Source organism: Azospirillum oryzae (genome assembly GCF_900177515.1).
Taxonomy (GTDB): Bacteria; Pseudomonadota; Alphaproteobacteria; order Azospirillales; family Azospirillaceae; genus Azospirillum; species Azospirillum oryzae_A.
Map to the genome: position 1 here is coordinate 260,492 of NZ_FXAK01000010.1, position 12,265 is coordinate 272,756.

The 12,265-nt window shown below is 68.8% G+C and carries 13 protein-coding genes; 6 read left to right on the plus strand and 7 right to left on the minus strand.

Annotation, left to right across the window (positions count from 1 at the left end):
• Positions 1 to 210 precede the first annotated feature (210 nt).
• Complete coding sequence (locus B9N97_RS32965) at positions 211 to 690, plus strand: Lrp/AsnC family transcriptional regulator (RefSeq protein ID WP_085092045.1); 480 nt, start codon at positions 211 to 213, stop codon at positions 688 to 690.
• A 7-nt stretch (positions 691 to 697) separates the two neighbouring features.
• On the opposite strand, the gene B9N97_RS32970 is transcribed toward B9N97_RS32965, so the two are convergent.
• Together B9N97_RS32970 and B9N97_RS32975 are read right to left on the minus strand one after the other, a co-directional pair.
• Positions 698 to 1,873, minus strand: coding sequence for a DNA polymerase IV (locus B9N97_RS32970; RefSeq protein ID WP_085092046.1), 1,176 nt, complete (start codon positions 1,871 to 1,873; stop codon positions 698 to 700).
• Between the two features lie 114 nt (positions 1,874 to 1,987).
• Positions 1,988 to 2,536 carry an Lrp/AsnC family transcriptional regulator gene (locus B9N97_RS32975; RefSeq protein ID WP_244561063.1) on the minus strand — a complete coding sequence of 183 codons (549 nt, stop codon included), beginning with the start codon at positions 2,534 to 2,536 and terminating at the stop codon, positions 1,988 to 1,990.
• Positions 2,537 to 2,629: 93 nt separating this feature from the next.
• Here B9N97_RS32975 and B9N97_RS32980 point away from each other — a divergent pair, with 93 nt between their 5' ends.
• Positions 2,630 to 3,274: a LysE family translocator gene (locus B9N97_RS32980; RefSeq protein WP_085092350.1), complete on the plus strand. Its 645-nt coding sequence runs from the start codon at positions 2,630 to 2,632 to the stop codon at positions 3,272 to 3,274.
• A 3-nt stretch (positions 3,275 to 3,277) separates the two neighbouring features.
• Here B9N97_RS32980 and B9N97_RS32985 read toward each other — a convergent pair whose 3' ends face one another.
• Together B9N97_RS32985 and B9N97_RS32990 are read right to left on the minus strand one after the other, a co-directional pair.
• Positions 3,278 to 3,958, minus strand: a complete 681-nt coding sequence (locus B9N97_RS32985; protein ID WP_085092047.1) for a LuxR C-terminal-related transcriptional regulator — start codon at positions 3,956 to 3,958, stop codon at positions 3,278 to 3,280.
• Between the two features lie 53 nt (positions 3,959 to 4,011).
• On the minus strand, positions 4,012 to 7,593 hold the full coding sequence (locus tag B9N97_RS32990) for a hybrid sensor histidine kinase/response regulator (protein WP_085092048.1): 3,582 nt from the start codon (positions 7,591 to 7,593) through the stop codon (positions 4,012 to 4,014).
• Between the two features lie 477 nt (positions 7,594 to 8,070).
• Here B9N97_RS32990 and B9N97_RS32995 point away from each other — a divergent pair, with 477 nt between their 5' ends.
• Positions 8,071 to 8,322 (plus strand): hypothetical protein, encoded by a 252-nt coding sequence (locus tag B9N97_RS32995; RefSeq protein ID WP_085092049.1) that lies wholly within the window; start codon positions 8,071 to 8,073, stop codon positions 8,320 to 8,322.
• Between the two features lie 98 nt (positions 8,323 to 8,420).
• Here the strand turns inward: B9N97_RS32995 and B9N97_RS33000 are convergent, their stop codons facing one another.
• From B9N97_RS33000 to B9N97_RS33010, 3 genes are all read right to left on the minus strand, one after another.
• Complete coding sequence (locus tag B9N97_RS33000) at positions 8,421 to 8,711, minus strand: hypothetical protein (protein WP_085092050.1); 291 nt, start codon at positions 8,709 to 8,711, stop codon at positions 8,421 to 8,423.
• A gap of 92 nt (positions 8,712 to 8,803) precedes the next feature.
• Positions 8,804 to 9,052 carry a hypothetical protein gene (locus tag B9N97_RS33005; protein ID WP_085092051.1) on the minus strand — a complete coding sequence of 83 codons (249 nt, stop codon included), beginning with the start codon at positions 9,050 to 9,052 and terminating at the stop codon, positions 8,804 to 8,806.
• A gap of 304 nt (positions 9,053 to 9,356) precedes the next feature.
• Complete coding sequence (locus B9N97_RS33010) at positions 9,357 to 9,890, minus strand: hypothetical protein (RefSeq protein ID WP_085092052.1); 534 nt, start codon at positions 9,888 to 9,890, stop codon at positions 9,357 to 9,359.
• Between the two features lie 245 nt (positions 9,891 to 10,135).
• Here B9N97_RS33010 and B9N97_RS33015 point away from each other — a divergent pair, with 245 nt between their 5' ends.
• The 3 genes from B9N97_RS33015 (at position 10,136) to B9N97_RS33025 (ending at position 12,262) form a co-directional block, all read left to right on the plus strand.
• The gene (locus B9N97_RS33015) at positions 10,136 to 10,780 is read left to right on the plus strand and encodes a DUF47 domain-containing protein (protein ID WP_085092053.1); all 645 of its coding nucleotides are present in this window, start codon (positions 10,136 to 10,138) and stop codon (positions 10,778 to 10,780) included.
• A 10-nt stretch (positions 10,781 to 10,790) separates the two neighbouring features.
• Positions 10,791 to 11,804, plus strand: a complete 1,014-nt coding sequence (locus tag B9N97_RS33020; protein WP_085092054.1) for an inorganic phosphate transporter — start codon at positions 10,791 to 10,793, stop codon at positions 11,802 to 11,804.
• Positions 11,805 to 11,935: 131 nt separating this feature from the next.
• Positions 11,936 to 12,262 carry a hypothetical protein gene (locus tag B9N97_RS33025; protein WP_085092055.1) on the plus strand — a complete coding sequence of 109 codons (327 nt, stop codon included), beginning with the start codon at positions 11,936 to 11,938 and terminating at the stop codon, positions 12,260 to 12,262.
• Positions 12,263 to 12,265: the final 3 nt, after the last annotated feature.

Below are 12,265 nucleotides of genomic sequence, written 5' to 3' on the forward strand. Positions count from 1 at the left end.
GAACTCCCCGATCCGAACGCCCGCTCCAGCCAATCCGGCCGATCCGGTATCCCCGATCTGGTAACCGGGGAAACCATCGGTGTGGCGGATTGTCTCAGCAAAGTCACTATACGGCCGGCGGACGGAGAGAATCTCTGCAAAGCCTTGCATGAATCCCCCATTGTGTGGTGGAGCTTTCGCACGATCGGCCACGTCTTCGAATAAAGTTGCATGCACGCCCTGGACGCCCTGGACCACAAGATCCTGCGCCTTCTCCGCAAGGACGGCCGGATGAGCAACGCCAAGCTGGCGGCGGAGGTCGGGCTGTCGCCATCGGCCTGCCTGCGCCGCCTGCACATGCTGGAGCATTCCGGCGTCATCCGCGGCTATACCGCCATCATCGAGACGGCGGACGAGGAGCGGTCGGTCACGGTCATCGTCCAGATCACGCTGGAACGGCAGACCGACGATTACCTGCGCCGCTTCGACGCCGCCGTCCGCCGCTGTCCGGAGGTGCGGGAATGCTATCTGCTGTCGGGCAGTTCCGACTATCTGCTGCGGGTGGTGGCGCAGGACCCGGCCGATTACGACCGCATCTACAAGGACTCGCTGTCGCGCCTGCCCGGCGTGGTGCGCATCCAGTCGAGCTTCGCCATCCGCAGCGTGGTGCGGCCGGGCAGCCTGCCGGCGCTGGAGGAACAGGCGGACTGAGGCAGGTTCAGCCGAACAGGTCCAGTTCCGGGTCCGGCGCCGTTTCCGGGTGGGTCAGGTCGGTGCAGCCGATGCCGATCAGGCGGAAGGCGCGGCCGTCCGCCTCGCGCTCCAGCAGGGCGAGGCCGGCGGCCAGGATCGCCTCGGCCGAGCGGGTCGGCTCCACCCGGCGGGAGCGGGTGAGCTGCTGGAAATCCTTGGTCTTCAGCTTCAGGACCACGCTGCGGCCGAGCAGCCCCTCGCGCTCCAGCCGGCGGGCGACCTTGTCGGCCAGCGGGCGAAGCTCCTGCGTCAAGGCGGGCAGGGTGGTGACGTCCCAGTCGAAGGTTTCCTCCGACGAGATGCTCTTGCTCGGCGACTCGGGATGGACCCGGCGGGAATCCTCGCCGCGGGCGTAGCTGTAGAGCACGCGGCCCATGGCGCCGTAGCGCTTGACCAGCCAATGCTCGTCCTTGTCCTGCAGGTCGCCGACGCGGGTGATGCCGTCGGCGAACAGCTTGCGCTCCAGCGCCGGGCCGACGCCCCACAGGATGGTGACCCGTTTGGGCGCCAGGAAGGCCGCCGCCTCCGCCCGACCGAGCGCGGAGAAGCCGCGCGGCTTGTCGAGGTCGGACGCGATCTTCGCCAGCAGCTTGTTATAGCTGAGGCCGATGGAGGCGGTGATGCGCAGCTCGCTTTCGAACCGGCGGACGATCTCCACCAGCGCCTGGGCCGGACTGATGCTGAGCCGGTCCTCGACGCCGGTGAGGTCGAGATAGGCCTCGTCGATGCTGATCGGCTCGACCAGGGGGGTGAAGGCCTCCATGATCGCGCGGGCTTGGTGGCCGACCTCTTTATATTTGGCGATGTTGGGGCGGATGATGGTGGCGTCGGGGCAGCGGTCCAGCGCCTCGCGGATCGTCATGGCGGAGCGGACGCCGGATATCCGCGCGACATAGCAGCAGGCGGCCACCACCCCGCGATGGTCGTCGCCGCCGACGATCACCGGGCGGCTGGCAAGCTCCGGCCGGTCGCGCTTTTCCACCGTGGCATAGAAGCTGTCGCAGTCGATGTGGCCGATGGGCAGGCTGTGCAGCTCGGCATGGCGGAACAGCCGCCGGCTGCCGCATTTCGGGCAGCGCGTCAGTTCACCCGGCAGGGCGGCGGCGCAGTCGCGGCAGACGCTGTGCAGGGCGGTCGTCATGGTGGCTGACCCGTGGCTTTCTCGGTCCGGCGGTCGGAAAGGCCGAGAGTAGCAAGACGCGGCAGTGGGGGCCAGTATTTGGGTACGTATGGTGAACGGAACTGACAGTCCGTGTCAGGGCTTACCGTTTGGCGGCGGGGAATGGGCCGGCAGATGGTCGAGCGGCAAGGCGCCGCCGGCCTTGACCGTCTGGATGGCGAAATTGCTGCGGATGTCGGCGACGCCCGGCAGCTTCAGCAGGGTTCCCAACAGGAATTTTTCGTACCCGGCCAGTTCGGGAACGACGACCTGAAGCAGGAAGTCGGACTCCCCCGAAACCAGATGGCAGGACACCACCTCCGGCAGCGCCTTCACCGCTTCGCGGAAGGCGGTCGCCTCGCGGTCGTGGTGGCGTTCCACCTTGATGCCGACGAACACCGTCAGGCCGAGGCCGACGGCTTTACGGTCGAGGGAGGCGTGGTAACCGGCGATGACGCCGGCCTCCTCCAGCAGGCGAACCCGGCGCAGGCAGGGAGAGGGCGACAGCCCGACCTCCTCGGCCAATTCGACATTGGTCAGCCGGGCGTCGCGCTGCAAAGCCGCCAGGATGCGGCGGTCTATGGCGTCGAATTTCATAGTTGGCATGACCTTGATGCTGAAGGCCAATTCCTTGGCATGATCCATCAGGATACTGCCTCTTGGCAGCGCAACTCGCAAGGACCTGCCAGCGTCCGCAGAGCTAGAGTCGGTCATCGATTCCAAGCAATGGAGGCGGATATGCCGGAACTTTCGATTTTCATCGGCGCGCTGGCGGTGGCCTATCTGGTGCCGGGAGCCGACATGCTTTTGCTGTTGCAGACCGGGGCACGGCGGGGGCGGAGGCATGCACTGGCGACGGCGCTGGGGCTGGCGATGGCGCGGGCGACCCATGTGGCGCTGGCCGGCCTGGGGCTGGCGGCGTTGCTGCAAACTGCGCCTGCGGTCTTCGACCTCGTCCGCATCGTCGGAGCGGCCTATCTGGTGTGGCTGGGCATCGGCGTCCTGCGCATGCCGCCACTCGCCGCCGCTGCCATCGGTGGTGCGGCTGAGTTGCAGGGGGAGGGGGGTGCTGCGTCCTACCTTGCGGACATCCTGCGCGGTCTGTTGACCAACCTACTGAATCCGAAGGCTTTGCTGTTCTGCTCGGTGCTGCTGCCGCAGTTCATCCAGACCGACGCCGGCGGTGTTGCGGGGCAGTTCACCCTGCTGGGCGCGATCCTGGTCGGTGTCGGGATGGCCTTCGACGGCCTCTATGCCCTGGCCGGAGCGGCACTTGCCGGACTGGTCGCCCGCCACCGGATCGTGGAGGCGGTGCAGCGCTGGAGCTTCGCCGCCCTGCTGATCGGCTTCGGCCTGCGGCTCGCCGCCGTTCAGCGGCTGTAGCGTCTATCTGAGAACATCCCCGCCCACCGCCAGCCGGCCGGCGACGACGGCGGCCTGGGTGCGGCTCACCACATTCAGTTTGCGCAGGATGCTGGAGACGTGGACCTTCACCGTCTGCTCCGACACGTTCAACTCTCCAGCGATCTGCTTGTTCAACTTGCCGTCGACGATCATCGTCAGGATGCGCAGCTGCTGCGGCGACAGGGAGGCGAAGCGGCGGGCGGCGTCGGCCTCGTCGGCTTCCGTCGAGGCGGCCGACAGCGGCGGCGCCCAGGTCTCGCCGGACAGGATGGCGCGGATGGCGTCGGCCATCGCCGGCATCGACAGCGATTTCGGGATGTAGCCCGACGCGCCATAGGCGAGCGCCCGGCGGATGGTGTCGGAGTCCTGCAGGGCCGACAGGATGGCGACCGGCACGGTCGGGTGGTGGGCCAGCATCAGGAACAGGCCGGCGAAGCCGTTGGTGCCGGGCATGTTGAGGTCGAGAAGAACGAGGTCGATGTCGTCCGGCTGCCGCCCCACCGCGGTCATCACCGAGTCGAGGTCCGGGCATTCGATCACCCGCACCTCCGGCATCGCCTTGCCCAGCGCGTCGCGCAAGGCGGCCTGGACCAGCGGATGGTCGTCGCCGATGACGATCGTCGTCTCTTTTACTGCCGCGCCTGCCGCGCTGTCCTCGCCCATGGCTTCCGCACTCCCCCCATTTGCGGCCGCCCGGCTTTTGTCCGGTTCCGGCCTTACCGTTCGGCGACGGCCGCCGTCTGCAGCGCCGCCCCGTTGAGGAAGCGGCGCAGCGACGCCGGCTTCACCGGTTTGTAGAGCACGCCGCAGCCGCAACGCTCCGCCTCGGCCCGCACCGCTTCGGAACGGTCGGCGGTCAGCAGCAGCCCCTTGACCGGACGGTCCCACAATTCCCGCAACCGCTCCAGAACCGCAAGCCCCGTCTGTTCGCCGCCCCCTCCAGAGCCTACGTGATAATCGACGCAGACGACATCGGGAAGCGCCCCGTCGAAGGGAGCCAGCGCCGCCAGCGCCCCGGTGACGTCCGACGCCGTCGCCACCCGGCAGCCCCATTGGCCGAGCAGGGCGCGCAGGCCCGCCAGGATCGGCTCCTCGTTGTCGATGCACAGGACCAGCAGACCGGCGGACAGGGCTGCGGGGGCGGTGACCGGGCGGTCGACCGGGGTGGCGCGGGCCTGCTCCATCGGCACCTCCACCGCGAAGCCGGTGCCGCGCCCGACGGTGGAGCGCAGGCTGACGGGATGGCCGAGCAGCCGGGCGATGCGGTCGACGATGGCGAGGCCGAGGCCGAGACCCTTGTCGGCCGGGTTGCCGCCGCCGTTTTCGCCGCCCAGCCGGCGGAATTCCTCGAAGACCTCGCGGCGCTTGGCCTCGGGGATGCCGGGGCCGGTGTCCCACACCTCGATGCGCAGGCGGTCACCGTTAATGGGATCACGGCGGCGCCGGCAGCCGAGCAGCACCCGGCCCTTCGGCGTGTAACGGATGGCGTTGGACAGGAAGTTCTGCAGGATGCGGCGCAGAAGCTGCGGGTCGGACCGCACCACCGCGCCGCAGCCGACCACCTTCAGCGTCAGGCCGCGCTCCTGCGCCAGGGCGGAGAACTCGACTCCCAGCCCGCCCAGCAGATCGTCGATGGCGAAGCTGCGCTTCTGCACCCGGACATTGCCGGCGTCCAGCGAGGAGATGTCGAGCAGCCCGCCCAGCAGCATCTCGGTCGAGCGCAGGGAAGCGGCGGCGTTGTCGATCATGCCGCATTCGGCTGACCGCTGGTCGGGCGTCGGCAGCGGGCCGCGCATGCTTTCCTCCAGAGCCGAGACGAACAGGCGGGCGGCGTTCAGCGGCTGCAGCAGGTCGTGGCTGGCGGCGGCGAGGAAGCGGGTCTTGCTGGCGTTGGCCGCCTCGGCCTCCGCCTTCGCCTGCTGCAGGGCGTCGGTGCGTTCCCGAACGCGGTGCTCCAGGCTTTCGTTGGCCTCGCGCAGCGCCTCGGCGGCGCGGTAGCGCTCGGTCACGTCGGTGTAGGTGGAGACGTAGCCGCCTTCCGGCAGCGGGTTGGCGACGATCTCCAGCACCGTGCCGTCGGGGCGCCGCCGCTCGTAGCGGTAGGGCCATTGCTGGTTGGCGGTGTCGCGGTTGATCAGCAGCGCCTCCATGTCGCGGGCGCTGTATTCGCCGCGCCGCTCGTTGAAGCGGATCAGGTCGGCGAAGGGCACGCCCACCCGCACCATGTCGGCCGGCAGGTCGAGCAGTTCCAGGTAGCGGTGGTTCCAGGCGGCGATTCGATGGTCGGCGTCGATCACGCAGATGCCCTGGCCGATGTTCTCCAGCGTCGCCTGCAGGAGTTTCCGGTTGAACCGCAGCGCCTCCGACGCCTCGTCCAGCATCGCCATGGCGTCGCCGCGCGACAGCGAGCGGCCCTGCAGCGAGGCGGCCATCACCACCCGCGCCGACGCGGCACCGATGGCGCCGGCGATCAGCGTCTCGGTGAAGCGGACGGCGTCGAGGTCAGCAGGGCCGGCCTCGCCCTTGCGGCCGGCGGAGTTGAGGAGGCTGCCTCTGGCGGCGTAGGCATCGAAGGCGGCGTTGCCGCGCTCCGCCCCGACGAAGCGGATGGCGAGCGCGCGCAAATCGGCCAGCTTGGCGAGAGCCTGGGGGGTGTCGTCCTCGTCGCGGTCGGCGGTGGCGGTGGTGTAGAAGACGGCCTGGGTGCGCTCCACCGCGCTGGGACGGGCCAGCAGGGAGCCGGCGACGAAGGCGATCAGGTTGGCGAGCAGGCTCCACAGGCTGGCGTGGGAGATGGGGTCCAGCCCCTCGATCCCGAACAACGCCTGCGGGCGCAGCCAGCCGATGCCCCAGGGGCCGAACTCCAGGAAGTCGGTGGACACCGGGATGATGCCGCCCATCGACGGCACCAGCAGCGTGTAGACCCACAGCAGGAAACCGGCGCCCAGCCCGGCCAGCGCCCCCACCCGGTTGGCGCGCGGCCAGTAGAGCCCACCGAAGAAGGCCGGGCCGAACTGCGCCACCGCGACGAAGGAGAGCAGGCCGATGACGGTCAGCGGGTAATCGCGGTCGACCAGCCGGTGCATGACATAGGCCAGCAGCAGGATCCCCAGCACCGACAGCCGCCGCACCAGCAGCAGCGTGCCGACCATGTCGCGCCGGCCGACGCGGGCGGCGAAGCGGGGGCGGCTGAGCAGCAGCGGCATCACCACGTCGTTGCACAGCATGGTGCTGAGCGACACCGCGGCGACGATGACCATGCCGGTCGCCGCCGACAGGCCGCCGATGAAGGACAGCAGGCTGAAGCCGCCGGCCCCCGCCGCGATGGGCAGGGTGATCATGAAGGTGTCGGGGTTGATCCCTCCCTCTCCGAAGGTCACCAGACCGGCCACCGCGATGGGGATCATCAGCGCGCTGAGCGCCAGCAGGTAGGTCGGGTACATCCAGGCGGCGGCGCGCAGATGGCGGGGGCTGTCATTCTCCACCGTCATCACATGGTACATCTGCGGCAGGCAGAGGAAGGCGATGATCGAGATCGCCGTGTTCGACCACCATGTCGGGTCGGTGAAGTCAGGCGATAGCAGCGGTTCCGCCTGCGGCCGGGCGATCAGGTCGGTGTAGCCGTCGAACATGCCCCAGACGATGAAGGCCGCCACCGCCAGGAAGACGGTCAGCTTCACCAGACTCTCGAACGCGATGGCCAGCATCAGGCCGCGATGGTGTTCGCTGGCGTTGATGTGGCGGACGCCGAACAGGATGGTGAAGACCGCCATCGACAGCGCCACCGCGAAGGCGGTGTCGCCCCAGATCGGCGGCGGCAGGGCGGCCGGCGCGGCCAGCGAGGGGGAGGTGAGCACGTCGAAGCTGGCGGCCACCGCCTTCAGCTGCAAGGCGATGTAGGGCAGCACGCCGACCAGCGCGGTCAGCGTCACCAGCGCCGCCACCGCCTGGCTCTTGCCATAGCGGGCGCCGATGAAGTCGGCGATGGAGGTGACGTTCTGCGCCTTGGTGATGGCGATGGTCTTGGTCAGCACCGGCCTTGCCGCCAGCAGTAGGATCATCGGCGCCAGGTAGATCGGCAGGAAATCGAAGCCGCTGGCCGATGCCCGCCCGACCGAGCCGTAGAAGCTCCAGCTCGTGTTGTAGATGCAGAGCGTCAGCGCATAGAGGATGCCGGCCGTCCGCGGCGACGCCGACAGCAGCGCACCCCCGGCGGTGCGGCGGTCGCCCCACCAGGCGATGGCGAACAGCACCCCCAGATAGGCCGCCGAAACGGCCAGCACCAGCCAACTCTGCACGACCGACGGACCTGTTGTGGTGGGATGTTTGCAATGACCCTATCCCAAGCCCCGGCCCGCCAACAACGGCCGGGCTCGGCATTGCCCAAAAACTGTGCAGCGCTGAACGAAGGTAGGGGGCGCACATGGTTTGCCATTCGAACTATTCTGCACCTGCCGGACGCCGCCGTCCCGGTCGCCGCTGGTGCGACGGCCGGCGTTCCTGCTCCCGGCCTTGGGCATCCGCAAAGGGTCGGAGACCGCCGAAGCGGCCGTTTCCGTCTCCTCCCTCGTACGGGGACGGCCGCTTCCGCGCCTGCCGTTTTGGACCGGCGGGCGTGGGGCAAACGGGGCTCCCCATCGGTTTACTGCGTCGTCATCGCTGGGAAAGCGCCACGAACGGTCCAATCTATGGCAAGATGGTCCATCGTGAGGGAGACCGGCCGTCGGTGCCGGACCCGGTGCGTGGCCTGAAACGGAAGACGGACGCCCAACAGAATGCTGATCGACGCCTATTTGGGATTCCGGGTCGGGGACGTGGTCCTGGACCGTGCGGAACTGGCGGCCGGCACCGCCACCATCAAGGAAATCCACGTCGTTCCCTGTGACTGGGCGCATGGCCTGACCGGCATCGCCGTCATGGAGAACGGCGCCGAGCGTTTCATCGTCCAGCTGAAGAAGGTGCGCCCGGTCGAAGAAGAGGTCGAAACCGAAAGCAACGTCCGGCCGCTGCGGCATCGCGCACGCTGAAATCGGCCGCTGAATAAGGTAGCTGAACACGGCAAGGCCCGCCGCCCCGGATCGGAGCGGCGGGCCTTCGTTTTTGCGGCGGCGGAACTGCCGGCCGCTCAGTGACGAAGCTGGACGCGTCCGCCGTTCAGGCGCGCGTCATCGACGCGGGCGATGAAGGGGAGGCCGCGCAGGAAGGCGGCGCCGGTGTCGGTCGCCTCGAACAGGACATGGCCCTGGCGGTCCTGGCCGCGGAAACGGGCCTCTGTCGCCATGCCGGCATTGCGGACGGTGGCCGACAGTTCGGACACGGCCTTCCAGATGCGGGCACGGTGTTCGGCGGCGCTGGCGCAACCGGTCGCATCCGCGACGGCCAGCGTTACGGTGAAGGAATGAAGCTCGATCGCCATGGTGGCACCACGGAACTTGGAGTGCGGGATTGGAAAACCCGGATCGTTCCGGCCATCGCCGGATACGGTGCCGGCCCTAGGGATCGAGAAACTCAGTCGTAACGGGGAAGCTTCGACAGGACGATGTCGCTGATGAGGCCGCGGAGCTGGCTGACCGGGAGCTGTTCGACCGGAATGCGGACGGCGCGGGCGTAGGTCTCGCAAACGTGCCAGGCATGGTCGGGTTCGACCAGGATGTGCCGGGCGAGATCTTGGTCATCGGCGTTCGCCCGACCGGGGAGCGCCTTTTCACAGGCCAGGACGGTTTGCACCATGTCGCTGGCCAGACTGTGCAGATTCATGGATGGCACCTTCCCATGTTCGGGAATTGTTGGGAACACGAACAGATTAGACCTTCGGGCCGGTTTCCACAATGGTGCCTATGACGTTCGGCTGTGACAATTCAACGATGGTGCCACAACCGGCGTCCTCGCGATGCCGCCGTGGATCGGCCGATACCGGCATCAACATAGGTCGGGGCGAATTATTCCGCCTGTGACCGTTTCGCGGGTCTGACGCGGCAAATTCCGGCCCGGTCCTCCGGCAATCCCCTCTTGCGCCGGACGCGGTTTTGCCCATGGGGGAGGGGGCGGCGATTGCCGCCGGTCAGGTCCGGATCAGGCCGTCCTGCTTCGGCGGGGCCGGGGTCGGGGTCGGGGTCGGCGCTGGCGCCGGTGTGGCGGGCGGCGAGAGCTGCCAGTTGTCCAGCGCCCGCCTCAGCGCGTCCAGCCCGGCGCCGGCGGAGGATTTCGCCTCGTCCGCCGCGCGGGTGATGGCGGCGCAGAGCGCGGCGCGGCGTTGCGGGTCGTCGCGGCTTTCCTCCAGCGCGCGGCCGACGTCGTCCGTCGTGTCGCCGCCCCTGGCGTCGGGCTGCGCCGTCTTGGGGTCGATGCCCAGCAGCGGCAGCAGATATTCCCGTCCCTTCTCGCGCGCCACCGCCACCGCCTTGTCGCCGAACCGCTCCGCCGCCGCCAGCCCGGTGTCCCAGGCGCCGAGCGCGGCCGAGACGGTGGGGCTGCAGCGGCCGGCCGGGTCGTCCGGAGGAGGTGCCGTCTGGGCGTGCAGTGGCGCGGCGCTCAACAGCAGGGCGGCGAGAGCCGGCATGCCAAGGCGGCGGAGGAGAGTGGTCGGGCGCGTCATGCGGGAGGACCTGCGGTCGAAAAGGGGCCTTCCGGAGATTTGGGGAGGCGGCCGGCGGCTTTCCATGGTGCCGCACCCGCCGCGAGTCGGCGGAGGGAAAGAGCGGCATTCTGCCGCGACCTGTGGCGATTTTGCTACCGGATGACGTTTTCATGGCGTTTACATGACATGCCGCCGCTGCACCGCACCGCGAAGCGTGCTAAGAGCAGCCCGAAATCTCACCTGTTCACGCGAGTCACCGTCCCATGCTGCTGCGCGCATTCCGTTCGCTGATGCCGAAGGAGGAACGCTTCGTCGACCAGTTCGTCGAGCAGGCCCGTCACATCGTGGCGGCATCCGCCGCCCTGGAAGCGGTGATGGACGCGGGACCGGACGACCGCACGCAGAAGATCGCGGCGCTGAAGCGGGTGGAGAAGGACGCCGACCGCGTCGCCAAGGATGCAGGGCGCGACCTGCACCGCGCCTTCATCACGCCCTTCGACCGGTCGGACATCCTGTCGCTGATCAACGCGCTGGACGACGCCATCGACCTGATGGACGAGGTGCCGCGCCATGCCGGCCTGTACGGCGTCGAGGTGTTCGACGAGCCGATGCGCCGCTTCGTCGCCCTGATCCGCCAGCAGGCCGACGTGCTGCTGGAACTGATGCCGCTGCTGGGCGCCATCGCCCGCAACGCCGAACGGATCGACCATCTCTGCGGCCGGCTGTCCGATCTGGAGGACGAGGCCGACGACGTGCTGCGCGAGGCGCTGAAGGCGCTGATCGCGGAGAAGCCGGACATGATCGCCTTCCTCGGCCGGCGCGAGCTGTACGAGATGCTGGAGGCGGTGACCGACCGCTGCGACGACGTCGGCGACCTTGTCGCGGGCATCACGCTCGATCAGGTCTGAGGCCGCGTCGATGGAGGCCCTGCAACTCGGTCTGCCGGCGATCGTCCTCATCATTCTGGTGGCGCTCGCCTTCGACTTCATCAACGGCCTGCACGACGCGGCGAACTCCATCGCCACCGTGGTGTCGACCCGCGTGCTGTCGCCCAAGCTGGCGGTCCTGTGGGCGGCCTTCTTCAACTTCATCGCCTTCCTGTTCTTCGGCCTGCATGTCGCCACCACCATCGGCACCGGGCTGGTCGACCCGCTGGTGATGGACCCGGCGGTGATCCTGGCGGCGCTGATCGGCGCCATCGGCTGGAACCTGATCACCTGGTATCTCGGGCTGCCGTCCTCCTCGTCGCACGCGCTGGTCGGCGGCATCGCCGGGGCCGGCATCGCCAAGGCGGGATTCGGCGCCATCGTCGCCAGCGGCTTCACCAAGACGGCGGTCGCCATCGTGCTGTCGCCCGGCATCGGCCTGCTGCTGGCGCTGTTCCTGATGCTGGTGGCGTCCTGGGCGCTGCGCCGCGCCGCCCCCTTCACGGTCGACCGCCAGTTCCGCCATCTGCAGCTGGTGTCGGCGGCGCTCTACAGCCTGGGCCATGGCGGCAACGACGCGCAGAAGACGATGGGCATCATCGCCGTGCTGCTGTTCAGCCAGGGCATGCTGGGCGATACCTTCCACGTCCCCTTCTGGGTCATCATCGCCTGCCAGCTGGCGATGGGGCTGGGCACGATGATGGGCGGCTGGCGCATCGTCCGCACCATGGGGTCGCGCATCACCGACCTGAAGCCCTATCAGGGCTTCTGCGCCGAGACGGCGGGCGCGATCACCCTGTTCGGCGCGACGTGGCTGGGCATTCCGGTGTCGACCACCCACACCATCACCGGCGCCATCGTCGGCGTCGGCTCCGCCCGCCGCACCTCGGCGGTGCGCTGGGGGCTGGCGGGCCGAATCGTCTGGGCCTGGGTGCTGACGATTCCCGCCTCCGGCATCGTCGCGTGGCTGTCCTACCTGCTGGTCGCCGCCGTGCTGCGCCCGTAAGGGCGTAGAATCGGGGGGAGAACGCCTGCAGAACGACAGGGCGAAAGGATAAGCCCTTCGGGATGCAGCGCGGCCTTGACCCGCAAGGGCGGGAACGGCAGGATCGGTGCGGTGGAGACAGGATACCGGTCATGCCGCATATCGAACGCACCGACCAAGGTGAGCAGTATGTGCTTCCCGGCACCGAACGCCGGACGGCCCCCGGCTTGCCCTATGCGGCGGAAGCCGACGGCCAGCTGACCCTGCATTTCTACGCCCCGCCCGACAAGTCCGAACGCCGCCCGCGCCCGACCTCGGCACGCGCGCTGTCGTCCACGCCCCTGCCGGTGACGGCGCTGCCGACCGGTGCGGCGATGGCCCCCGCGATGGCACAGGCGCCGGCGGCGGCCGACTCCGCGCCGCAGAGCCTGTTCGGTCGCCGGCTCGCCCATTTCCCGCGGGTGTTCGACCAGCCCTGACGG